Source organism: Oxalobacteraceae bacterium OTU3CINTB1, from assembly GCA_024123955.1.
Lineage (GTDB): Bacteria > Pseudomonadota > Gammaproteobacteria > Burkholderiales > Burkholderiaceae_D > Rugamonas.
The window spans coordinates 3,448,093-3,472,976 of record CP099652.1; the positions used below are offsets into that span (position 1 = coordinate 3,448,093).

17 protein-coding genes are annotated in these 24,884 nt (G+C 61.6%); 9 read left to right on the forward strand and 8 right to left on the reverse strand.

Features of this window, described 5'->3' with window-relative positions:
* Positions 1–22 precede the first annotated feature (22 nt).
* Genes NHH73_15205 through NHH73_15215 form a run of 3 tightly spaced genes read right to left on the reverse strand, consistent with a single transcriptional unit; the run spans position 23 to position 2,623 of the window.
* The gene (locus tag NHH73_15205; protein USX23976.1) at positions 23–1,462 is read right to left on the reverse strand and encodes a hypothetical protein; all 1,440 of its coding nucleotides are present in this window, start codon (positions 1,460–1,462) and stop codon (positions 23–25) included.
* A gap of 36 nt (positions 1,463–1,498) precedes the next feature.
* Complete coding sequence (locus tag NHH73_15210; GenBank protein USX23977.1) at positions 1,499–1,768, reverse strand: PAAR domain-containing protein; 270 nt, start codon at positions 1,766–1,768, stop codon at positions 1,499–1,501.
* Positions 1,769–1,777: 9 nt separating this feature from the next.
* A complete protein-coding gene (locus NHH73_15215) occupies positions 1,778–2,623 on the reverse strand; it encodes a M15 family metallopeptidase (GenBank protein USX23978.1) in 846 nt (281 codons plus the stop codon).
* 233 nt (positions 2,624–2,856) lie between these two features.
* Here NHH73_15215 and NHH73_15220 point away from each other — a divergent pair, with 233 nt between their 5' ends.
* From NHH73_15220 to NHH73_15240, 5 genes are all read left to right on the forward strand, one after another.
* Positions 2,857–3,681, forward strand: a complete 825-nt coding sequence (locus NHH73_15220; GenBank protein ID USX23979.1) for a hypothetical protein — start codon at positions 2,857–2,859, stop codon at positions 3,679–3,681.
* On the forward strand, positions 3,678–6,533 hold the full coding sequence (locus NHH73_15225; protein USX23980.1) for a type VI secretion system tip protein VgrG: 2,856 nt from the start codon (positions 3,678–3,680) through the stop codon (positions 6,531–6,533). Before NHH73_15220 ends, NHH73_15225 begins: the two co-directional genes overlap by 4 nt.
* A gap of 220 nt (positions 6,534–6,753) precedes the next feature.
* Positions 6,754–7,641, forward strand: a complete 888-nt coding sequence (locus tag NHH73_15230) for a DUF4123 domain-containing protein (GenBank protein USX23981.1) — start codon at positions 6,754–6,756, stop codon at positions 7,639–7,641.
* Positions 7,642–7,693: 52 nt separating this feature from the next.
* Positions 7,694–8,182 (forward strand): hypothetical protein, encoded by a 489-nt coding sequence (locus NHH73_15235; protein USX23982.1) that lies wholly within the window; start codon positions 7,694–7,696, stop codon positions 8,180–8,182.
* Complete coding sequence (locus NHH73_15240) at positions 8,172–10,184, forward strand: DUF2235 domain-containing protein (GenBank protein ID USX23983.1); 2,013 nt, start codon at positions 8,172–8,174, stop codon at positions 10,182–10,184. Before NHH73_15235 ends, NHH73_15240 begins: the two co-directional genes overlap by 11 nt.
* 357 nt (positions 10,185–10,541) lie before the next feature.
* Here the strand turns inward: NHH73_15240 and NHH73_15245 are convergent, their stop codons facing one another.
* From NHH73_15245 to vgrG, 5 genes are all read right to left on the reverse strand, one after another.
* On the reverse strand, positions 10,542–11,045 hold the full coding sequence (locus NHH73_15245; GenBank protein ID USX23984.1) for a hypothetical protein: 504 nt from the start codon (positions 11,043–11,045) through the stop codon (positions 10,542–10,544).
* A gap of 344 nt (positions 11,046–11,389) precedes the next feature.
* Entirely contained in the window at positions 11,390–12,334 is a 945-nt protein-coding gene (locus tag NHH73_15250) for a hypothetical protein (GenBank protein USX23985.1), read from the reverse strand.
* Positions 12,335–12,424: 90 nt separating this feature from the next.
* A complete protein-coding gene (locus NHH73_15255) occupies positions 12,425–15,433 on the reverse strand; it encodes a hypothetical protein (GenBank protein ID USX23986.1) in 3,009 nt (1,002 codons plus the stop codon).
* A gap of 19 nt (positions 15,434–15,452) precedes the next feature.
* On the reverse strand, positions 15,453–16,421 hold the full coding sequence (locus NHH73_15260; protein ID USX23987.1) for a hypothetical protein: 969 nt from the start codon (positions 16,419–16,421) through the stop codon (positions 15,453–15,455).
* Positions 16,411–19,251, reverse strand: a complete 2,841-nt coding sequence (gene vgrG, locus NHH73_15265) for a type VI secretion system tip protein VgrG (GenBank protein USX23988.1) — start codon at positions 19,249–19,251, stop codon at positions 16,411–16,413. The genes NHH73_15260 and vgrG overlap by 11 nt, the downstream gene beginning before the upstream one ends.
* Before the next feature lie 424 nt (positions 19,252–19,675).
* Between vgrG and NHH73_15270 the strand changes: the two genes are divergently transcribed.
* Genes NHH73_15270 through NHH73_15285 form a run of 4 tightly spaced genes read left to right on the forward strand, consistent with a single transcriptional unit; the run spans position 19,676 to position 24,430 of the window.
* Positions 19,676–20,779, forward strand: a complete 1,104-nt coding sequence (locus tag NHH73_15270) for an exo-alpha-sialidase (GenBank protein USX23989.1) — start codon at positions 19,676–19,678, stop codon at positions 20,777–20,779.
* Positions 20,776–21,561 (forward strand): hypothetical protein, encoded by a 786-nt coding sequence (locus NHH73_15275; protein USX23990.1) that lies wholly within the window; start codon positions 20,776–20,778, stop codon positions 21,559–21,561. Before NHH73_15270 ends, NHH73_15275 begins: the two co-directional genes overlap by 4 nt.
* An 18-nt stretch (positions 21,562–21,579) precedes the next feature.
* Positions 21,580–22,422, forward strand: a complete 843-nt coding sequence (locus NHH73_15280) for a hypothetical protein (protein ID USX23991.1) — start codon at positions 21,580–21,582, stop codon at positions 22,420–22,422.
* A 19-nt stretch (positions 22,423–22,441) separates the two neighbouring features.
* Positions 22,442–24,430, forward strand: coding sequence for an LTA synthase family protein (locus NHH73_15285; protein USX23992.1), 1,989 nt, complete (start codon positions 22,442–22,444; stop codon positions 24,428–24,430).
* The last annotated feature ends 454 nt before the right edge of the window (positions 24,431–24,884 follow it).

A 24,884-nucleotide genomic window follows, 5' to 3' on the forward strand; every position in this document is an offset into this window, starting at 1 on the left:
TACTTGGGTTGAGTGAAATGGTTCATGCCGTGGCTGTTTCCGGCGGAGCCGCTTGCGGCGCCAGCAGCACGGCGCCGCGGTGGAATGGATCGAGATTGGTCACGCACAGCGCCGGGCCTTTGCCGTCGCGAACCTGCTGCTGCGCCAGCACCAGCGCGGCAATGATCGAGACGCTGCCGGCGTCGCCGCAAGCCGCGCCGACCGACAGCACCTGGCTGCCCAGGTCGAGCTCGGGCAGGGTGGCGCTCGCCATGCCCAGCAATTCGGTCATGCGGCCGACGCGCTGGTCGCTGTCGGCGGCCAGCACGCCGATGTCGGCGGCGTTGACGCCGGCCGTGGCGATCGCCTGCGTGGCCAGTTCGGCCAGCAGGTTGGTGTCGCCACGCGGCTTGAGGTCGGCCGAGGCGGCGCGCAATGCGCTACTGGCGGGATATAACAACGCGGCGTCGGCGGCGTCGAACAGGGCGCCCTGGGCGGCGTCGGCCAGCAGCAGGCCGGCCGCGCCTTCGCCGGGGATGCGTCCCTGCGGATGGTTGCTGTCGAACAGCATGAAATTGTCTGCCCAGTCCTGCACGCTGGCCGCGCCGATGCGCGAGCCGCACGCCATCACCAGGCACAGCAACGGTTGCTCCTCCTGCCGCGCCTGGATTGCCAATTGGCGGATCAGCTGCAGCGCCGGCTGGGCGTGCGCGGCCACCAGCGGCGGCGCCAGGCGGGCTTGCGGCCAGCCGTGGCGGGCGACAATGTGCCGCAGCCACCCGGACGCGGCGGCACGCTGGGTGTCCGTCCATTCGGACGGCAGCAGGGTGACGACGTGCAGCGCCGGCAGCGGCGGCAACGGTTTGCCGTCGGCGACCGCGTCCAGGTAGGCGGGCAGGGCCGGATGGGGGCCCAGTTCGGCGGCCAGGTCGGCGGCCACCGCGCTGCCGAGCGCCAGCGCGCGCCATTGCTCGTCGACGAAGTCGAGTTCCGGATGGTGGGCGCGCAGCCAGTCGGCCATTTCGTCTTGCTGGGCGGCGACATCGACGTCGTCGATCCGGCCGCTTAGGATGGGGTAGCCGCTCTCGTCGACCAGTTCCGGGTCGAGGGCGAGGTTGGCCTTGCGCGACAACAGCGCGTCGGCCAGCCGGGCGGCGCTGTCGCCATGGGGCATGCGCAGCGCGCCGGCCAGCACCGTCAGCGCGGCGACCGGGAGCGCGGCCGGGGCGCTTTGCGCGGCGGCGTCGGCGGCGCTGGCCGCAGCGGCGGCGGATGCGGCGGCCGCACCGGCGCCGGCGGCGGCCAATAGCTTGCGTCCGCCCCACACCAGCAGCAACAGCAGCAGCGGCAACAGCAGCAGATAGATCACCAGATCGTCGGTGCCGGGCATGCGGCGCGTCTCGCGCCAGTACCATACCGCGCCCAGCCAGCAGGCGGCGAAGGTGGCGGCGACGATCAGGCTACGACTGAGCCAGGGGCGCATCAGCGGCGCCCGTCCATGTGAATACTGTGCATGCGTCTAGACCTGGTCCTTGGTTGCCTGCTGGCTGGCGATCAGGCTGGCGCCGCAACTGGTTTTGTCGCCGTCGCGGGCGACCGGCATACCGTCGACGATCATGGTCGAGTCGCCGCTGACGATCACGCCCGGCGTATGGCCGGGAATCGGGCACACCACCATGTCGCCGACGCGGGCGATCGGAATGCCGCCGCTGTCGCTCAACATCGACGCGCTCACCACCACGCCGCCGTGCGACGTCTTGTCTCCCAACCGTATCACCGGACCAGCCATGTCGTCTCCTTAACCTTTTCGTTTCATTACGCCGGGCACGCGCAACTCGGTGTGCCCGAAATCCATCATCTTCCAGCGGCCGCCCCAAGTCAGGCCGACCGACTCGGCCACCTGGCCGTACAGTTCGTATCCGCGCATGGCCCACGGATCCTTCTCCGAGATCACCAGCTTGCCGTCGCGCAGGAAGGCGCAGTCGGCAGCCAGGCCATACTGGTGCCAGCTCTGGAAGGCTGCCGCGTTGGTGACATTGCTGCCCATCCCAGCCAGCATGTTCTGACGCTCGGGACTGCGGTAGCCCTCCAGAATCGCCATATCATAACCGTGTTGCTCTTTCATTATCTTAAATACTGTTAACAAACGTTGCGTGTACTCTTGATTCATCAGCGACCAGTTGCGGCTGGCCGAGACCAGCATCGGACGCTCGCGCTCGATTTCGGCCGTGGCGAACACGGTCGGCGGCAGCGCCACCGGCGGCACCAGTTCCTCGCCCTGCAACAATTCCGCCACCTGTGTGTTGACCTCGCGCGTCGAGACGTCGTAGCCGCCCAGCATATTCTTGCCGCTCACCAGGAAGGCCAGGGTCGGTGGCAGGCTGAGCAGCAAGAGTCCTGCCAAACACAGCAGGTAGTGGCGCTTGGCGAAGGCTGCCACGCCCTGCGCCGAGGCGGCGCCCGACTGCAGCAACACCTCGGCGCCAGCCGTCTGCCGACGCTTCATGCCGGCAAAGCGCCGCTGCAGCGCGGATTCGGCTTGCGCCGCGCGCTGCAACACGTAGGCACGGCCGGCCGGGAACAGCACCAGCCAGCTGATCAGGCAAGCCAGCAGAAAATAGAGCACCACCGCCAGTAAAAACACGACTACCTCAACCCGGACAACGTTCATCGGCGCCTTGCGGCGGCCACTTTTATAAACTTTCTTTACCGCTAGATTAATTATTGCTTGAGAGTATATCTTACTAGTCTGATAATGGGATGACTATTCCGTTCAATTGTGCGCAGGTTGAGTGCGCGTTCAGTTAACGTTCTAACATGCGTCGCATCGCTGTTGAATATAGTAAAGTATTGCAATAACTGACAGGAGTTCGTATTTTGCAACGAAAAGATGAGAGTCCCAAGTCCTCGCGGCCGAGTTTGTTGACGCCGGCGCAGCAGGAAGAGGCGGACCGCAACCGCATATTATCCACGCTTGAGTCCGGCAGTGGCGCAGCCAAGCCGGCCGCCAAGCGCGGTCGCACGCGCCCGGTGGTGGTGGGATTGGGCGTCGCCTTGCTGGCGGCGGCGGTAGGCATGGGCATATGGGTGACGCGCGAGACCGCGAACAACGAAGTGATGACGTCGGTCGCGGCGGCCAGCAAGGATCAGCCGCCGGCGCCAGCGCCAGCATCCGCAGCCGCGCCCGCGCCGGCCGCCGCCGCCGAGGTGTCGGCCGACGAAGTGTTGGCGTCCGCCGCGCCGGCGGCCGTCATCAACGACGACAAAGCCGCCCAGCAGGCGCCCGTGAAGCAGGAAAGCCTGAGCGAAATGCTCAACGCCGGTGGACAGCCGGCCGCCAAGCCGGGCCACGATGTGCTCAGCAAAGCGCTGGAGACGCCGTCGGGCGCATCCCCGGCGCCAGCGAAAAGCGCGGCCAAGCCGGTGCCCAAGCCCAAGCCTAAGCCGGCGCCCAAGGAAGCCAAGAAGGCCCCGGCCGAACCGGCCACCACGCCCGAACAGGAAAGCGATATCGCCCTGCTGTCGGCACTGGTCGCGCACGCACAGGCCGCCGAGAAGGCCGAAGCGCCCAAGAAGCCCAAGCTCAGCGTGAAAGAACAGCTGGCCCAGTGCAAAAAGTTCGGCAAGACCAAGGCTGCAGAATGCCGCGCGCGCATTTGCGAAGGCCGTACCAAAACCGGCGACTGCAAGGTGGCGCGATGAGCTTTTCGTTGGTGGACCAGGTTGTCGGCGCGCTGGCGGAGTTCACCAGCGCCACCCGGCTGTACGAACTCAGCTTCGGCGACGACGGCCCGAACCTGATGGTCGAGGCATTTGCCGCCGACGAGGGCTTGCAGGCGATCGGCGCGCGCGACATCATCGCGCTGTCGACCGACGCCCACATCGACCTGGCGCCCTTGCTGGGCAAGCCGGCCACTCTGGAAACCAGTCTGGCCGACGGCACCCGCGCCCGCTTTGGCGGCCTGGTCAGCGAAGCGGCGATGCTGGGCAGCTTCGGCGGCCTGGCGCGCTACCGCCTGCGCCTGACGCCGTGGTTGTGGCGCCTGAGCCAGGTACGCAACAGCCGCGTATGGCAAGACAAAACCGTCATCGAGATCGTCGAGGCGGTGTTCCAGGAGCACGCGCCGCTGGCGGTGTGGCGCTGGAGCGACGAGACGGCGCCGTTCATGGCCGCCGCCGGCGCGCGCAGTTATTGCTGCCAGTACCGCGAATCCGATTTCGACTTCATCACCCGGCTGCTGACCGAAGAAGGCCTGGCCTGGCGCTTCGAGGAAACCGGCGAGGGCCACGGCATGGTGCTGTTCGCCAATAGCGTCGAAACCAGCGCCACGCCCGAGGACGCCAGTAGCGCGGCCGGCGGCGGCATCCGCTTCCACGGCGCACGCGTCGGTGAATCGTCCGACACCATCCAGGCGCTGCGCGCCCACCGCAGCCTGCGCGCCGCGCTCAGCACCGTTCTGAGCTACGACTACAAGGCCAAGAGCGCCGTCAGCGCCAGCGTGCCAACGAATCAGCCGATCGGCGGCGCCAACGCGCCAATGCTGGAAAGCTACGACACGCCCGGCCAGTATTTCTTTGCCGACGGCGCGCAGGCGCAGCGCTACGCCCTGTTGCAAATGGAAGCCAACGAAGCGCGCCGCCACCTGTGGGACGCGCGCTCGACGGTGCGCACATTGCGCCCCGGCACCCGCTTCACGTTGACGCAAGGCCCGCTGGCCGGCGGCGAAGCCGAGGCGGCCTACGTGGTGTTGCGCGTGGTCAGCGTGGGCGTGAACAATCTGCCGACGCCGGCCAAACAGGGCCTGGAGGAATTGTTCGGGCCGATACCGGAATTGCTGGAGGAATCGCTGCGCGAGCAGCCGGAGAACTTTGCCGCCGTCATCGCGCAGGCCAGCGACAGCGGCTACGCCAACCACTTCGAGGCGATCGCCGCCGACACGCCATGGCGTCCTGTGGTGGGCGAGAACGGCTTGCGCCACCACCCGAAACCGACCGCGCACGGCAGCCAGAGCGCCATCGTCGTCGGCGTTGACGGCAGCAGCAGCGCCAACGGCGCCGACGAGATCTATTGCGACAAGCTGGGCCGGGTACGCATCCGCTACCACTGGCAGCAGGACGCCAGCGCCACCTGCTGGGTGCGCGTGGCGCAGCGTTCGGCCGGCGGCGGCATGGGCAGCCAGTTCCTGCCGCGCATCGGCCAGGAAGTGCTGGTGCAATTCCTCGAAAACGACATCGACCGGCCCATCATCGTCGGCGCGCTCTACAACGGGCAGGGCGAGGGCGGCCAAGCGCCCACGCCGGGCGGCAAGAGCGACCGCGACAGCGACACCGCCGTGTTCCAGTCGGCGCACGACCATGGCGTCTCGGGGCAGGGCAACGTCGCCGGCGGCAACAGCCCGCTGTGGCACGGCGCTGCCGCCGACACCGCCGGCCACCGCAACAGCGCCGCGCAATGGGGTATTCGCAGCAAGGAATTCGGCGGCGCCGGCTACAACCAGCTACTGTTCGACGACACCGACAACCAAGGGCGCATCCAGCTCAAGAGCAGCCACGCGGCCAGTGAACTGAACCTCGGCCACCTGATCCATTCGGCCGACAACTATCGCGGCAGCCTGCGCGGCACGGGCGCCGAGTTGCGCACCGACGGCTATGGCGCGGTGCGCGCCGGCGCCGGCTTGTTGGTGTCGAGCTACAAGATCACGCACGCGGCCGACGCGCGCGAGCCGGCCGGCGACAACGTCGCCGGCATGGCGTTGCTCAAGCAGGCCGTCAAGCTGGGCGAGACCTTCAGCGGCGCGGCCAAGACGCACGAGACGGTGGCGTACGCCAGCCATCTGGGCGCGGCCAAGGCCGATACCAGCAAGCTCGACGAGAAGGCCGCGCCATTGAAGGCGATGCTGACGGCCGCCTCGGGCATGTTGAGCCAGGAGAGCATCGAGGCGGCCCAGGCCGACGCGCCGGACAAGCCGGTCGCGCCGGCCGACGACAAGCTGCCGCACACGAGCGGTGCCATCATCGCCATCGCCGCCAAGGCGGGGCTGGGGGTGTTGGCGGGGCAGAATTTGCAGATGGCCAACGGCGAAACCATAACCTTGATGAGCGGGCAGGACACGCAGTTCGTCACCGGCGGCCAGATGCGCGTGCATAGCGGTCAGGCCATCGGTATGCTGGGCGGGGCCGTCAAGGCCGGCGAGAACAACATGGGGCTGCAACTGATCGCGGCCAAGGATGCGATCGATCTGCAGGCGCAGGGCGACGTGCTCAACGTGCAGGCGCGCGACGACGTCAACATCGTCAGCGCCAATGCGCACATCGACTGGGCGGCGGCCAAAAGCATCAGCCTGTCTACGGCGGGCGGGGCGAATATCACCATCACCGGCGGCAACATCACGATCCAATGCCCGGGCAAGATCACGATTCACGCGGCGAAGAAGAGTTTCTCCGGCGGCCAGGAGGTCAACTATAAGTTGCCGATTTTGCCGCAATCCGTGTGCGTGGAATGTCTTGCAAAGCGGGCCGCGCAGCGTACCGCGTTCATTAACAAGGGGTCGTAGGCATGATCCAGGCATCTAAACGGCTTACCCGGCGCGTGCTATTGGGCGCGGCCGGTTGTCTATTATTCGTGTTTGGCGTCGGAAAGAAGAACGTTTCTGCGGGCGAGGGTGACAGCGTTGCCAAGCCGGCGCCCGCGCCCGCGCCACAGGAGCTGTGCATCGAATGTCTGGCCAAGCGTGCAAAGCAGCGCACGGCCTTTATAAATAAGTGGGTGTAAGTATGGAAAAGTATCCGCATGTCGATGCGCTCGTCACAGTGGCTTCAAATAATCCCCAGTGGAATTGGTACGCCATCGCTGACAGCGCGCAGAATAGTGACTTGCCGGGTGCGCTGACGGCAGCCGGCGGTGAGGTGAAATGTCTGCTTGGCGCCACGCAGGGCAGTCCGCTGGCGGAAAAGTCGCCCCATCTGGCCGCGCTGCCCAGTCCTGCGCGAGGCGGCGGTGCCTGGGAGTGGATCGGCCACACAGCCAAGCGCCAGCCTTGTGTGACCGTGGTCGCTAGCCGGTTGCCGTTCGATGTGCTTTTCGAGCAGTTAAAACAGTTTGCCGAGATCCGCCTGCCCGACGGCACCGAAATGTTCTTCGCCTTCTGGGACCCGGCCATCCTCGGCACGCTGATCGGCCAAAAGGACGATGCCACCTTGCATGTACCAGGCCCGGTGCTTGATGAGGAACAGCGCAAGATGTTGTTTGGCGGCTTGGCTGGTTGGTGGTATTGGGACCGCGACGGCACCCAGCATTCCGTCGAAATCGGTGGCGAGGCGCCCACAGTCCGCCTGGCAAAGCCCTTGATGCTGGCGCAAGGACAAGTGGATGACTTGGTCGAGGCCAGCTTGCCCGACCACGTGTTGTTCTATGTAGATTTGAACCAGCCATTCTTATTGAACGACATTCCGCCGAAAGAACACTATTCCTATGTGGCGAGGGCTTTAACCGGCGCGCGGGACATTGGCCTGGAGACCATGAAGGATCTGGTGAACTATGTTTCCGTGTCGCTTATCTATGGCGCTCGGCTGCGGGAAGATAAAGATCTCGTAGCGCTGTTGGCTCGGGTGAAAAGCGGCGAAATGCGGTTCTCCGCCGCGATGAGTCTGATGCCTGAATAGTAGGTGCGCATCGACCAATGATCTTGGTCCCCATTGAATAATGGATTGGAATATGTTGAAAACAAAAATGGCGAAAGTTACCGGAGCAAAGCGGCGCGACATCATGCTTGCCGCTTGCGGTTTTCTTTTACTTAACGCTTGCGAGGCTAAAGATATGCGTGTCGTACTGGATTTGGTGTTGTTCAACTACTTGGACAGACCGATTTTCGCGGTAAATGTGGATGGCATCGGCTACGAGGTGTCTGGCGCCTATCCTGAAACAGGCAAAAGTACGACAACAGGCTTTGCATTAACTCTGGGTCCCAAAATCGTCACCTGGAAGCTTGATGGGCCAAAAGGAACGCCCCGGAACGGCGAAACGGTTCAGAATAAAAACGCTTTGGCGTTGACCCAAAGTCAGATCGTGCCCGGTGCGAAGTATATCTCCGTTCACATCTATCCTGATGATACTGTCGAGCTCGTAACATCGGCCCACTTCCCACGCGCCACCGCGCGCGGTGAAAAGGAAGCCGCAAAAATGGACGATCGGCATGGCAAATGAAGCGATACCTGCGGCAGAGGCCGCGTCCCGCGATGTTCCCGATGAACCGGCAGGTCCCTTCCAGGACTGCCGCGATGTCGTGCATATCAGTCTGTTCTTCGATGGCACCGGCAACAATTTCGAAGCAGATATGTCGGAACAGAAGTGGAGCAATGTAGGACGGTTGATGGGGGCGATGCGCCAACAGGACAACGTGTACCCGATATATGTATCGGGCGTCGGTACCAAGTTCAACGGCACAGCCGGCAACTGGCTCGATGCGGCCGGGATATGGATTGAAGATCACATCGAAGGATTGGGCTTCGGCGGCGGTGGCGAGCGCAGGCTTCGACATGGCGAGGATGGGGTGAATGAGCGTTTGTTCGACGCGCTACTGGTTCAAGCGAAAGCGCAGGGACTCGAGGTGGAACAATATGCCGCAGCGGGAACCGCCAAGGGCATGGCCAAAGTCCACGAAGCGCTTGCGAAACACCGTTTGATCAAAATGATCGACATGTCCTTCTTCGGTTTTTCCCGCGGCGCGGCGCTGGCCCGGGCTTTTTCGCATCGTATCATCACGAAGTGCAAGCAAAACGGCACCGATTTGTTGCTTGAGAACTATCCGATGCGACCGAGTTTTCTTGGTATTTTCGATACGGTCGCGTCGTTCGGCATTCCTGCGCACAATGTCCAGTTGCCATTCCGTGATCGTGAACTGGTCGTGTCGCCTTTGGTCGAACGCTGTGTCCACTATGTGGCGGCGCACGAAGTGCGCGTCGCGTTTCCGGTCGATCTAATCAGGAAGAACGGAAAGTTGGCTGGTGAATGGGTGGAGAATGTCTATCCTGGCGTGCACTCCGACGTGGGCGGCGGCTACGCTAAAAAAGACCAGCAGGTCAGTAACAATTACGCGCGCATTCCGATGCGCGACATGTTACGTGAGGCCGTTTTCAACGGCGTCAGAATGAAGAGCTATCGAGAAATTGAAAAGACCACGTATGCGCTCTTCCAGGAACGATTCGAATGTTTGCCTGAGACGGAGGCTGCCTATCGCGACTATATGGCCGCTTGCGGTGCCATGAGCGGCACTGTCGAAAATCAGATGAAACGTCACCTCGAAGTTTTTTATAGCGCTAGTGGAACCATCGATCGTCGAGGCATCGAAACTCCAGGCGATCGTAGCCGCGCGGACAGTACCTTCAAGTCGCTGGGTCCGAGGGGCATGGCATGGGAGGTAAACCGTTATCGCGAAGTGGCGAAAGCCGGGGAATGGATGCGGATCGGCGGTGTTTCCGTGAATAGCTACGCGCAATATCTCAAACTTGAAGACTGGCAGTTGTCAGCTTGGGATAAGCCGGCAAGCAACGGCGTGGTGAACTTCGTGTCGCAGTTCATCCACGATTCCAAAGTCGACTTCATCGGCAATATTGAGCCATTTAGCTACTTCAAGCCCAGGGGCGTGTGGGAATCGAACGTCAGTGTCTGGACCGAATGGGGTAACTGGGTCGTCGTCAAGAGCGATGCCGTGAGCAAAACGGTGGGCGACGCCTACGAGTCTGGCAAACAGCAGGTCGGCGAAGCGGTCGACGCCACCACCAAGGCCGCCAAGGACACCGCTGCGGCAGCCCAGCGCAAGGCCGAAGAGGCGGCGGAGTACACTAAACGTAAGGCGGAGGAGGCTGCAGCTTACACCCAGCGCAAAGCGAAGGAAGCGGCCGACTATGCGCGGCAAAAGGCCGATGAGGCGGCAGCAGCCGCCAAGCGGGCGTATGACGCCACCGCCAAGGCAGCGAATGACGCCGCCGAGGCCGCCCAGCACCAGGCGCAGGAGGCTGCCGCCTATGCGCGTCGGAAAGCGCAGGAGGCATCCGACGCGGTGGAGGGCGCCTATAACGCCACAACCAAGGCCGGCAGGGATGCGGCCGCTGCTGGGGCTAAGAAAATTGGTGATATCGAGGACGGAGCTGAGAGGTTGTATGACCGGGGTATGAACTGGATTAAGCGGACAGTTAAGGGACAGTAGGGTGGTCTTCAACCTTCATAGGATATGGGCCACTACCCATCGATGAGCATATCGATTTGGCAAACTAAAGGTTGTGCCGCGTGCCGACATCTGTGGGAATCGGGCGGTCGGCCTCCGCAGTTAGCCACCAATTTAGAGCTCCACTCGCGTCTTTACCGTTGTACGACATGCCGGAGTTATTGGGAAGAGAACGAGCGTTACGCGGATGTGGTGCCGGAAAGCACAGTACTGGCCGACTATCCGGATCTGATCCGAAAGTTGTGATGAACTTTGACTGCGACAGGCACGGTACTTCTATATTGGCCTTACGGCGCGCTCGAGATGCTGTCCAAGTGGGCTGTGCCTGAATTATTGTAGTCAGCTAAATATGCCGCAGTTCTTGGGGCTCAAACCTTGAAACCCGTCCCTAAATAATCCCAAGCCTTGCGTTTTCGGACACTTCTTCAAAGCCTCGTCATCGGTATGATTTCGTTGCAGATAATACACTCCGATCGGTAGGTATGTTCGTTTGCTGGCTGGATTGACCCTCTCAGATTGCCCCTCTCTCCAAGTCCTCGCGAGCGCCGCCACCCTGTCGTAAGACCCCTCGAACCCCAATTCTTTTAGGTCCTCATGGATCTGTTTCAGCGTGCGCCGCTGCTTACGCGACTTGGCCGCCCCGGTCTTGAGGAGCGCAGAAAGCTGGAACGCGTATTTGTCGATGGCGCGGGTGGAGCGCCGCTCAGTGTAGGCTGGCTCTATGGTTTCCAAGTGCAGGTAGCGCCGGACGGTATTTCTGGAGATGCCCAACCGCCTGGCTATCTCTCTCAATTGGATCTGGTCGCGAATGTGCCAGCGTCGAATAATGCCTAGTAGTGCCACGTCATCACTCCGATTCCCCGCTCAATGTCATGAGCAGGATTGTGTCTTAAACGTGGGTCAGATTCGTTTGCAAATTATGCGGCAAAGTGGGTCAGATTTCGCTACAAATCGACAGCCGATCCCCCATAGGGTGCGGTGCGCACTATGTACTCGATGAAAGTAACGGGTCTTTTAGAGACCGACAAGTCTCACCAAGTGATGAGCGTCTGGACGCGGCTTATACTCCAGCCTTTAGCCTAGGCTAAATTGCTTGGAATTCTATAGATTTTCCTGTCCTCACGGTCGAAAATGATCGGCTCGTCCTCGGGTCGACAGAGTTCCATGCTACGACAGAGCTCCGATATTTAATCTGAGGTAGGTAGCCCGACCGCCGCGTGAACCTCGCTCGACCAACTAATGGGACTTGATGTGATATAACTCAGCCATGAAAAAATCCCGAGCAGCGTTACGATAGGGAAGGAAACCGGAAATATAAGAAATCCCAAAATGGTTACAAAGCGCGCATTTTTCCACCATTTTTTAAGATTGTCGCCATAAGGGCCTGTTCTGACCATGCACTCCAAAAACGTGGCAGGCTTTTGACTTACAGATACTGATTCTCCCGGCGGTAAATAAGGACCGCCATCTTCCATAAACCTTCGGATATGTTCATACATTGCAGGAACGGTAACTTCGCCTAATTCCATACTATTGCCAATTGTAAAACTCTCCACGACGGCCGGATCTGTCCGGCTCTTCCGGGCATTGAAGACAAGCGCATGAACACGACTGATAGTGGATGTGTTCGCAGTCACTACCGCGTGGTGTTCAGCTTCAATCCGGTCCCAGTCATAGGACGCTGAGGCCAACGGCCAGCTCTTCAGTAGCCCGTTCCACCCTGGTTCAACTACGCGATATATCCTATACACGCGTCTGTTCTTTCGATCAAATATAATTGGTTCGTCATAGGGGCGAAATAGTTCCATGCGAATGCAGCGGAGAAAAAAATATATTGAAAATGTTCCGAACGAAAAAATAAAAATCAGGGACGAAATGAATATGAGTGGCTCTTTCATTCCTTCTGCGATAACGGGTAATAAGTCGAACGTAATGAAGGCCATAAAGGACAAGCACGTCAACCCTATCAGCGTGAGGACGCCGCGGCTGCCATCAGTGATTCCTTTGTATTCAATCGCATCCTTATAGATGTTTTTGATAAGGCCGAACGCGATTGCGGATTGACTCGCTGGCTGGTTTTTCGCAAAACGTTCAACTACATTAGACACATTTTTTGATACTGAAGAATCCAAGATAACTTATTCCTTTGTTGTGCTCATGAGTAATGGCGATTCTTTGCGTTAGGAACACGCATTGTGGCGCAACTTGGTGCTTTACATTGGCTAATCACAATCCTTCTCCGACTCCTTGGTGTCCTTCGGTATCTTTGTAATAACCTCCTCTAGCGCTTTTTTTTCAGCTTGCCAATCTCCTTTGGGGAACATGTCATCACGTTTTCCGGTAAAAATAATGCCGCCGTCCAGCCCAAAATAGCTCCTGCCCAGCCAAGCTTGGAGATCGTCGGGGGTAAGTAAAATAGCACCAACCTGGAAAGCTACACCTGCACCAAGCAAAATTAGGCCAATTCCCGAGACCGTTAGGGCCACCCCACCAACGGTTGCTAACACCATATTCGCCCCCACCCGGACTGCGACCGTGCGAACGATAGCACCACCTACACCCCGTGCAACAAGTACTTCGGCAGCCGCACCACTTGTCAGTACAAATGACGTGAGTCCAGTACCCGCTGATGCTAGAGCCGATAAAAAATATAGATCGCGTGACGTAGAGTTGCCCGAATCCTTCTGATCTCCGCTTTTCTTCATTGATGCGATGTAATTGATAGCACCACCGGCAAGACCAGTTGCAGCACCTAAGATTTTCAGGGCACCAATGCCCAAACTTTGTGCTACCGCAGCGGTGGCTGCTTGCTCACCAACCTTTCGAACCAGCCGGAGCTCGGCAAATACGGCGCCCATCTGTAAGGCTCCGCCGCTGAATCCGACCACACTGTCTAAGATCCCATAAGTCGCGTCAAGTTTGGCGCTATCTGAGCGGGCTCTTTTATGCGCTTCCATACCATTCCAAATGCCTATCGCTTGGATTACCATGCTTCCTAGGGCGAGCCGTGCATCCAAAGTCTTCGATAGCTCAACCAAATTAGCGCCGGCAGCAGTACGGTTTAAGGCTGGCAGCGCGTCGCGAATCAGATTTGTCGCTTTCCCGGCCAGCGTCGCCTGCTTCTGATAGAGAGTCAGAAAAGCTTCTTTGGATAAGACCGGGGCTTTACCCAGTGCCGCTGCCGCAGCCGTGGTTGTAGCCGCAGTGCCGATTTTTACTGCTCCATTTGTTGAGCTATGTGCGATGTCCGAGACGTTGCCGCCGGCCGCTTTAATTGCATCCGTATCCGTTAGCAAGGTTAGCGTGACCATCCTGCCGGCAGCTCGATGCTGCTTGATTCTGCTTTTGCTGGCGCCAAGATCTTGGCCCGATCGCGCTGACATTATGGCCAGCGCTTCGTCCGCACCCACTCTGAGCTTGATCAGCACAGGAAGTTTCGGCGCGTTTCCTTTTAACGCGCCCTCCACGGCTGTCTCCAACATCCTTTGAAACATTGTCAACGTTTGCAGTTTGGCCGCGACCTTGGTTGTGACAGGATTATCTGCCGCAATGGACAAGGCCGCGCCCGTCAATGCGCTGAGCTGACCAACACTGTAGAGTGCTAAGGCATGACCAATCCAGCCATAGGATTGCATGTGTGGTGCCGATCTGGCGAGCTCACTGTACCCTTTCAGTATGTCGAAGGTCTTGTCACGCATGCCGTCGGCACCGGGATCGCCTGTCAATTGCACGTGAGCGTCAGCGATCATACTGCTTTTGTTGCAGACAAACTTACGTAGCACAATAGCGTCATCGCTCGTAATCGGTTTCTCAAGCATAGCCACGTAGCGCTCTGTAACCTGGCCCGCAGTCATCGGCGCTGGGACATGAATCAGATTGCTTTCACGTGAGTAAGTCACCCGATCAATGGGAGGCTTCGATGGTGAGGCTTGTGAATCCGGGTCAAAATGGCGCTTGAAGTAGGTAACAGTGTGAACATCTTCGGCGGCGCTGAACCAGTCTTCTTCCATTTTCCGGAGGGGATCGTAGTGCTCCTGCTTCATCCGGTTTTCGAAATTTTTGACCCATGCCGCGCGAGCTTCTTCGTCATGGTATTTCGCGAATTTGGACCAACTTGATGCTGCCTTCCGCTTTGTCCATTCCTGCGCCCGTTCCTCATGATCCGGGAAAAAGACCCATACCATCGGGACTGTTTTATCTCGGATTTGCATGCGCCGATTGATCGGCAAAATCACGCTGCGATCCTTTAATAGCTCAGCACCTTCCTCTGGGGTCATTTGTCTGTAGGTAGTGCCGGGCGGCCATTTCGTCTGTTGATATTCGGTTAGCGATCTGACTGGTGTGACCTGTTCGAAGCTAGCAGCATCGGCAGCATCGACATGGGATTTTTTTAATCCCAGAACCACATTGGAGCTATTCAGCGGATGAACGATCTCCGGTTTGGCAAATTCTCTTTTGATGGCCTCGTTCCTCCGCACGCGCAGTGAATTGAGTTCCGCAGCGATGCCTACCGGATCGCGTAACACCACCGCAACTTCTTTGCCGGCAGTTTTTGGATGCTTCGCAGCAGCAGCCGTCAATCCAGCCGCCAATTCATCAATGCTCTGCGCCACACTATTAAACGCAAAATCCTGCTCTGTCGAGCCGTCCATGGTGTAAGACTTCAATGCGCATTCGAGCACCTGTGCCTTAAGTTTTTGCGCGGTGGGCGTGAAAGTGTTCGGTCCGTTCCCTCTGAGGGAGACGTGCTGCATCACCGTTGCATCGCCACCGTTTTTCTTGCGCAAAGTGTCGTTCCAAAGGTTGGCGCTGTATGCGATCCAGATCTCAGCGATCTTGTCAGCTTGAGGGATGCTCAGTACCTTCATGCCTGTCGCGATGTGGACCGGTCGCTCGCAGGCGAAGGGCTCGCTCGGCTGGTCAAACAACGCATGTTCCTGCGGGAGGATATCGGCCTGCTCGGTCACCCGGTAGACCCGCCAGTGCGTCATTCGGGGTGGAGGGTTGGGAATGTAGACGTGCACATAGCCCGCGCGCAGCAGGCGCAGTCCGAAGCGGGCTTCGGTTGGCAGGCGAGAGGGCAACAGACCGGCGACAGACGCCGGTTCGGCGGCAACGCTTTGCGAGCCAGGGGCGAGTAGCAGCGGGCTTTTGGAGATGGGGCTAGGGCGCAGCAGCAGCAGCGAGAGCGAGCTTTTTTTGCATACGTCGCAACCGGTAGTCGTGGCCATGTGTATCTAAATCCTTAGTTCAATCAAATCGGGCGGTTTTCTCCGCCTGTTGTATTAATGTGATGAGGTCGCGGTGCAAAAAGCTCACCGGCTCGGCAGGCTCGCTTTCCGAACCTGGGTCGTCCAGCAGTTCTTGGATCGCCCGCAGCTTCGCCATCGATGGCCGCCACATCGCCAGCGCACCCCATACGGTGTCATCGACGTCGCTCTTGAAACGATGCGGCCATCGGAGCGCAGCATCCGCGGCGAGGAGGCGCGCCGTTTCGGCGGAGGAGTAGGTCGGCGGCGCTATCATGACATCGGTAAAGGTCGTCTCTCCGAGGTAGTGGGCCATCGCTCGATGCAGCATTTCGCCGGTAAGCATCCTTTGCCATTCAGTCTCGTCCAGGCGCAGTCGCTCGCGATGTTCGCCAGGCGACTGCAGCCGACACAGATCGCCACTGGGTTTTAAATAGGTCCAGCTCTGAAGGCGCCCGAATTGCACGGCAACACGGGTTTGGCCGGCGACGTGGCATAAGAGATCAAGCACCCGGCGATCGCCCAGGCGCAAGTAAGTCGCCTTGGTATTCGCATCGGTGTTGACTCGGCACATTTCCGCAACAAGCGTTCCGAGCTCCGTCCAGCGCATGCTGCTTTGCAGCCAGCCGCCGATGCGATGGGCTGAGCGGCCTGTTCCATCCAGGCCGCCAGACTGCGACGAGAGGCGCTCTTCTTCTGCGATGGCGAGTGTGACCTCCAGCAGCGGGTCGTCCGGTCCCAGCAGTTGAATCAGGTAAGGATGTTGATGCGCGGGCAGCGCAATGCTCTTGGCAAGCTCCACCGGGACGATGTCGCGCCCCCAACCTTGCATGCGTTGATCAGTCGCGTCTGATCGAGGCGCGGAGGTGCTGATGCCGGGCAGGGGCTCGCCAACCATCGGATCGACCAGCACAAACAGCGGTGTAACAGGATCGATGCTCGCACGTAGCTGAGCGAGCTTAGATTGCACTTGCGCCCCCCGTGGCGGCATCCGACTGTGCTGATGAGCATTCAGCCAGCTTGCCGACGGCCGGCAACTTCAACTTGCTGGACGAACTTGATGGCCCGGTCAGCTCCTTGCTGCTTGCTTTAAAGGTGATCGTACCCGGGCCGTGAAGCATAATATTGCCACCCTCCATCTTCAGGCTAGCACCTTGGGAGGTCAGCGCAAGATATTGCTTGGCGCTGGCAGTGATGCTTTTCCCCACACTGGTCACGGTCACCGCTTTGTCGGCAGTGAGCTTCGTTTCGTCCGACTGGCTTTGAGCGCTGACCTTGCCGCTGGCCGCGTGCAAACGAATACCGAGTTCCTTGTTTGGTTTTTCAGCGTTGGTCGCCTTGCCATAAGTGAATAGGCCGATGCCTGCTGCCACCGCATGGAATTTATTGCCCTGGGCCGCGAAGTTGATGTCGTGGCCGGCGCTCAGATTGCCGGTTTTGCCGGAGGCGAGCAGGGCGTTGGCCGGCGTCGCCGCCACGATCCCGGTCGGGCTCGAAAGTTGCGCATGGGCCTCGGTGTATGCGGCGGCCTTGAGCGCTTCGGATTGGCCGCCGGAGTCGGAGGACGATCCGCCATCCGTTCCACTCAGCACTTCACCTACATGCTTCACCTGTTTGATCGACAGCAGTTCCGCCGGTGCCGGTTCGTCCTTAAGTTTCGCGTTATGTTTCTGCGCCATCTCGACCAAATCGGTTTGCAGCTGAAAACTCTCTTCCAGCTGTGTGATGGCTTCCTTCGAATCCATCTGGCTGCCGGTCGCACTGCCGCGCGCGTCGCTTGAAAGCAGCACGCCTTTGCCGGCGCGCACGGCGATGCTGTGCTCGGTCTTGAGCTCGGCGCCGAAGCCGGCCGCCTTAAGGCGCTGGTTGTCGCTCTGGTGCAGCAGGTGGCCGAGGTTCAACTCGGCGGTGCCTTGGTGCGCGGTGGCGTGGCGCTGCAGCCCAAGGCGCGATTGCCCTGGACTGTCATCGAACACCAACTGGTTGTAAGCGCCGCTTCCGCCCTGGCTGGACTGGGCCGCCTGTGTCTTGATGCCCGACAGCGCCGCCGGGTGCGCGTGCCCGCCGGCCTCGCCGGGAAACCACGCCGGGGCGTTGCCGGTTGCCACGCCCGCGCCACCTGCGACCTGATTATGCTGGGCGTCGGCCTGGCCACGTCCGTTGTACACGGTGCCGAGCACCACCGGCCGGTCGATGTTCCCCTCCAGGAAATCGATCAGCACTTCCTGCCCGATACGGGGCAGGGCGCTGCTGCCCCAGTTGGCGCCGGCCACCGGCGCCATCGGCGTTGCCACGCGCACCCACGTGCCCGCCTGGTCGTCGCCGGGCGCGCCGGTGTGGCCGTCGGGCATCGGATGCTGAAGTCGGCTATGGCTTTGCGCGCCGCGCTGCCAGTGAAACTGCACTTTGACACGATGGTCACGGTCGGTGTGGATAGGCGCGCCGGGCGGGCCGACCACGATGGCGGTCTGCTGTCCGTGGATGGTCGGACGCGGATGGAGCAATTGGCCGTGCGCGTCCGTGCCGCTGGAGCGGTATGGAATGTTGCTGCGGATGGCGTCGATGCGGTTGCGGTACAAAGGCCGCTCGCCCATGGCTTTGCCAACCGCGTGCAGGCTGGTCTTTTCCTCCTCGCCGATCAACGCGTCGAGCAGGCCCTGGCCGATCCGCTGCATCAGGCTCGACTTCAGGTCGGCGCTCAGGTTGTTGTGCATCAGGTGCACGGTGCGCACCACCAGGAAGCTGCGCTCATCGTCGCTGCCGGCCAAGTCGAACTGCGCCTGACCGGTGAGGGCGAACGTGGTGCCGGGCGCGAGCGTGCGCACGGTGCCGGCGCCGACGTGGATTTCCTTGCTGGCTTCGAACGCCTGCAACTGGTTGTCGGCGATGCGCTGGCCTTGTTCGCGCGACTGGTAGGCGTAGGCCCCGGGCGCGTCGCGGCTGACCAGCGGCGCGCCGTCGCCGCCGTCCGCGCTGGCTGCGCCAACCGGACGGGTGTCGAGCGAGCGGTAGTCCCAGCTGCTTATCTCGATGGCGTTGGTTTGCAGGCGCAGCTCGGTGCGCCAGCGGTCCAGCGTATCTTGCTGCATGGTCGCGCCGGGCTGGCTGAAGGCGATGCTGGCCTGGGCATTGGGCTTGAAGCTGCCGTTGTGGTCGGCGATGACCATCGTGTGGCTGCCCAGGCCAGGACTGGCAGCATCGCCGCTGTGTTCGAAATAATCGAACAGGCCTTCCTCGTGCATAAGCCGCCGGGCGAAGGCGAGGTCGCTTTCCTGGTACTGCGTGGTGATGCTGCGCTTGGGATAGACCGCGCGGTCGAGGATGTCGAAGCGCCACGCCGGCGCCAGCTTGCCCTGGCCCTGGTAGGCGGCGAAAATGGTGTCGAGGATATCGAACACCGTCATATCCTGGAAGATGCGGCTGTCGCGCCCGCGTGCGAGGAAGGCGGTCCACGGTTCTAGCGTAAGGTTGTAACGGGCGAAGCCGCCGTTGGCGCCGGCCATGTCGACGGCGGTGACGTGGCCGTGGAAAGGCCGCAGCTGGTCGCGGCTCGCGGCGGTCATCAACTCCAGCAGCACCGGCTGGCCGATCAGCGACTTGAGCGAAATGGCGGCGTCGGTCGACAGCGCGGCGATCTTGAAGCTGAAGCCGGTGCCGATGCCTTCCTCGCCGCGCACGCACTCGGCCAGCAGCACGTCCGCGCCCAGCGGCGTGGTGAGCTTAAGTATCCGCGTGCTTTGCGTGAAGCCCGCGAGCAGTGAGGCGGGCGAGCTGTTTTGCGACGAAACCGGTTCTGACATGTTACTTCCACTCCAGATATGCCGCGCTGGGACCGCCAACGCCGGGCTAGATATAATCCATGCAAGATTACACCCTAGAAAGTACTGTTTGACAAGAGCGATTCGATTGGCGGCCCAATCGGAGGGCGCGCAACACAAGTCAAAGCACCGCAGCCGCCCGGCGGGGCCGCCGTGAGAAGTGCCATGCTCTAACATTTCTTTCGTGTTTTCATGTACGATACCGGATTCGTCAATGCATTCGCGGCGAAATCATGGTAGTGCTTGCCGCCCGCCGCAAGGCGAGCGCGGAGGGTTGTTAATTTAGGGCAAGAGGATCATTGCACGTGCTTCCTTCATGTCCCGATCTCTTGGAGACGGAATGGGAGCTTCGCGCCCACCTTTACAGCGGGCAGCCGGTCTGGTCATACTGGCATGTGTCCTGGCCGTGACCACCGCGGTGGCGGCCGAAGCCTGGCGCTGGTCGCACACAGCCCAGTCCGGCGGCAAGCCGGTAGCCAGCCGCTCCGCGGCCGCGCCGACCGATCCGACCCTGACCGAATTGTCCCGCGCCATCATTCCGATGCCCAAGGGCGTGCCGTCCGCGCACGCGAGCGCGCTGGCCAGCCTGCCCGGCGGCGATCTGCTTTCCTTCTGGTGGGCCGGCAGCCGCGAGAGCGGTCCGGACGTCAAAGTCTACGCCTCGCGCTGGTCCAACGGCAAATGGAGCGATAACTGGGAAGTGGCCAGCCGCGCGTCGCTCGGCGCCGTGCTCGGCCACGGCGTGCGCCGCATCGGCAACCCGGTCGCCTGGACCGCCACCGACGGCACCGTCCACCTGTACGTGGTCGCCACCGGCCTGGGCGGCTGGGCCGCCTCGCGCATCGTGCAGATGGAGTCGCGCGACCAGGGCGCCAGCTTCACCGTGCGCCGCGTGCTGCCGATGTCTCCCGTCTTCAATACCAGCGTGCTGGTGCGCTCGGCGCCCATCGGGCTGGCCGATGGCGGCTGGTGGCTGCCGGCCTATTTTGAAATCGGCAACAAATATCCGATGCTGATGGCGTTCGACGCCAGCGGCGCGCCGCAGCGCCTGACGCGCATCGGCGCGCGCACGCAATCGCTGCAGCCGACCCTGGTGCCGGTGTCGGCCACCGAGGTGCGCGCGTGGATGCGCGACGCCGGCGAGGACCGGCGCGTGCAGCAAGCCTTCAGCCGCGACGGCGGCAACAGCTGGCACGACATGGACGCGACGCCGATGTCCAACCATGGCACCGCACTGGCGGTGCTGCGCCTGACCAACGGCAGCTTCCTGATGCTGCGCAACGACGGCGCCGCCGGCAAAATGGCGCGCAGCATCTTGTCCCTGTCGATCTCGACCGACGCGCACGCGTGGCGCCCGCTGACCGATATCGTCAGCGGCAAGCCCGGCGACGAGTTTTCGTATCCGGCGATGTATCAAGTCGGCGATGAACTGCATATCACCTACACTTATCAGCGGCGCGCGATCGCGCACCACCGCCTGAAAATCAATCCCGGGAAGGACCCGTTATGAGCTTGCCTGATCTCGCCCTGCAGATCGTGTACGGGCGCCTGGCCTGGGCGCTGGTCGCCGCCGCGATGCTGCTGGCGATCTTGCCGGTGTTAAAGCCGGCGCTGTTTTCGACGTGGCTGTCCAAGCTGTCCCCCAAGCCGTCTCCGGTGGTGTTCGCGCTGCGCCCGCGCCGCTCGATGGCCAACGCGGCCTTCGTTCCCGGCGTGGTCATCGTCATGCTGGTGGTGATGGCCTTGCCCGACGCGGCGTCGCCGGCCTACTGGCTGACCCTGGTATTCCAATATCCGAGCGCGCTGCTGGCCGGCTTCAGCCTGGTGTCGCTGCACGCGCGCTGGCAGGGCCGGCCGGTCCTGCTGGTCATGCCGCCGGCCCTCGCGGTGCCGCTGGTCGTCGCCGGCCTGGTGCTGTATCTGGAGGCCTTCGGCGTGCTTGCCCTTGGCCTGTATTCCAGCGGCTTCGGCGCCGTCGCCGCGCCCCTGGTCGCGTGCGCGGTCGCCATCGCCTGCGCGGTGGCCATCGTGCGCGACCGGGCCGTCGCCGGCGCTGCCGCGCTGCTGGTCGCCGTGCTGCTGTTTTCGGTGCTGCGCCTGCCGTCCGGCAACCTGTGGGATGCGCTGCTCGACCCGCTGCTGTGGTCGTGGGCGCTGGGGTCGACGATGGTGTCGCTGGTGCGCCAGCGCGCCGCCCGCCGCGCCGAGCTGGTGTCGCCGTTGGCCGAGCCGGACAGCTCGCCGATCCCGGAACCGGTGCTCGCGCACGCGGCCGGCAATGAACAAATTTAATCAGCAATGGAGCAATGCATGGTAAAGAACAAGTGGTATGTTCATCCGGTGATCGCGGTCGGGGTCGTCGTCAATATCTTCGTGATGGCGCTGGCGATCCTGTGGAAGGGCGACCAGAGCGCGCTGTGGCGCCTGGTGGTGGAGGATGGCATCGTAGAGTGGATGCAGTTCCTGTGCTTCACCGTCACCGCCGGCATGCTCGGCTTCCTCGCCGTCGAACAATGGCAGCGCACGCCGAAGATCAACCTGCAACTGCTGGCCTTCGTCGGCCTGACGGCGCTGGTGGCGCTTGCCGCGCTGGAGGAAATCAGCTGGTTCCAGCGCATCCTGCACATCGCCTCGCCGGAATACTTCCTGGCCCATAACCGCCAGTCCGAGACCAATCTGCACAACCTTGCCGTCGGCAACGCCAGCCTGCACAAGGCCGTGCTGCTGAAGGTCATCGCCATCGTCGGCCTGACCCACAACATCATCCTGCCGCTGCTGGCGCGCAAGCGTCCGGGCATCCAGCGCTTTGTTGAAAGCTTCGGCCTGTACCTGCCGCCGCTGTCGGCGTCGGTGATCTACATCGCCCTGGTGGCGCTGTCTCACCTGGTCATCGACCACCCGCGCAAGGGTGAGCTGGGCGAGATGTTCGGCGCCGTCCATTACATGACCACCGTGTTTGCCGCCTATTACATCGGCGTGGGCTACGGCAAGCCGCCGGTGTTCGAGCAGCCGGCCGACAGCCGCCGCGTATCGACCTTGTTCGCGATGGTGGTGGTGTTCCTGCTGTTCACCGCCTGGCTGATGAGCGCCGGAGCGGGCGCCCCGCAGTACATGGCCTCGCATCCGATCGTCGCCGGCGCCGCCGCCGACTGACCCGTCGACAGGGACCGTTATGACACTACCTTCGAATAGCCTGTTGAACCGCTGCGCGGCCAAACTCGAAAGGCTGACCGCCTGGGCCGGTCCGTTCTCCAGCCTGCTGCAATTGCTGCTGCTCGGGCTGCTCATCCTGTCGCTGTCGCGCGCCGGCCTGGTTGCCTGGCAATGGAGCCGGGTGGCGCCTACCGGCATTCCGCTGCGGATCTTCGTCCAGGGTGTGCGGGCCGATCTGATTTTGCTCGGCTATTTCCTGGCGATCCCGCTGGTGCTGGCGCCGCTGCTGGCGCACCAGCGCACGCAGCGCCTGTGGCGTCTGTTGTCGGTCGGCTGGGCAACGTTCGCGTTGATCTTCATCGTCTTCATGGAAGTGTCCACGCCGCAGTTCATCATGCAGTTCGACGTGCGGCCGAACCGTCTGTTTATCGAGTACCTGTCCTACCCGCACGAGGTCATCGCCACCCTGTGGAACGGCTTCCGCATCGCCCTGGTGCTGGGCGTGATCGCCACCATCTTGCTGGGCGTCGGACTGTACCGGCTGCTCAAGGCCGCCTCCGCCAACATGACCACTTGGCGTCCGCTGAAGTTGTTGTTGGTGTGGCCGCTGCTGGTGTGCCTGGTGTTCGTCCAGGTCCGCTCGACCACCGCGCACCGGCCGGCCAATCCGGCGCTGTTCGCGCTGACCGGCGATTCGATGGTCAATTCGCTCATCATCAATTCGCCCTGGTCAGTGTTCGACGCGCTGAACTCGATGAGCAAGGAAGCCAATTCTTCCGAGATCTACGGCAAGTACCCACGCGAGAAAGTGTTCCAGGTCGTCAAGAGTGCACCGTGGCTCAAGGATGCGCAGTTCACCTCCACCGAGTTGCCGACCCTGCACAAGCAAGTCGCCACCGCGCAGCGTGAGCGTCCGCTCAATCTGGTCATCGTGCTCGAGGAAAGCCTGGGCGCGACCTTCGTCGAATCGCTCGGCGGCGTGCCGGTCACCCCCGAGCTGGAAAAGTTGAAGAAGGAAGGCTGGTGGTTCGAGCAGCTGTACGCCACCGGCACCCGCTCGGTGCGCGGCATCGAGGCGGTCGTCGCCGGTTACGGCCCGACCCCGGCGCGGAGCGTCGTCAAGCTGTCGCTGGCGCAGCAAAACTTCTACACGCTGGCGCTTGGCCTGGGTCAGAAGGGCTACCACACCGAATTCGTCTACGGCGGCGAAGCGCACTTCGACAATATGCGCGGCTTCTTCACCGGCAACGGTTTCCAGAAGGTGGTCGACCGCCGCGACATGAAGCCGGTGTTCGAAGGCAGCTGGGGCGCCTCCGACGAGGACTTGTTCGACAAGTCGCTCGAACGCCTCAAGGCGCTGCACGCGGCCAACAAGCCGTTCTTCAGCCTGATCTTCACCTCGTCCAACCACGAGCCGTTCCAGTTCCCGGACGGCCGCATCCAGTTGCACGACGCCGAGAAGCAGACGGTGAACAACGCCGTCAAGTATGCCGACTATGCGCTGGGCCGTTTCATCGCCCAGGCCAAGAAAGAGGCCTACTGGAAGGACACCGTGTTCCTGATCGTCGCCGACCACGACAACCGGGTCTACGGCGACAGCCTGGTGCCGATCAATAAGTTCCACATCCCCGGCCTGATCATGGGCGCGGACATCCAGCCCAAGGTCATCAAGACCATCGCCAGCCAGATCGACCTGGCGCCGACGATGTTGTCGCTGATGGGCGTGTCGAGCGAGCATCCGATGATCGGCCGCGACTTCGCGCGCGACAGCGACACCCCGGGGCGGGCCTTGATCCAGTTCGACAATTACTTCGCGTGGCTGGAGGGGTCGTCGGCGACAATCCTGCGGCCGGGCCAGGAGCCGTTGCTGGGCAAGTACGACGCCGCCACCAAGACGCTGACCACGAGTTCGACGCCCGCCGATCCGCAACTGGTGGACAAGGCCATGTCGCACGTGGTGCTGCCGTCGATCCTCTATCGCGAACAGCGCTACAAGTTGCAGAAGTAACTCACCGCGGCGGCGCGGTCTTTCCGTGGCCGCCGCGAGCAATACAGCTGGAAGTCCGCATCACGCCGGATGCTCAACACCCAGCAGCATGCATCCGGCCGCCCCAGCCGCCCGGCCCGGCGGCGTAGCTATCGTGGAGGTAGTTACCAACAGAAAATTAGTGTTGTTACAATTTACGTATTTTGGCAATTTTTGATCTGCTATCTTGTCCTCAGTGATCTAAACGGCGCGCAGTTTCCGGCTCGCCCAACCGCTGATGTTCGAGGACCAGATGCCACAGCTACCGCCAGCAGCACTGAGTTTGACCTCCGAATGGTTTTCCCGGCCCGGACACGAACGCCAACTTTTCCCCATCCTTGACAGGCTGGTCGCCGACATCCATGCCGGCGAGCCGGATACCCTGATCTACTTTGTGCACCAACCCTTGCCGTCCGCGCCGGGGTTGCAATTCCTG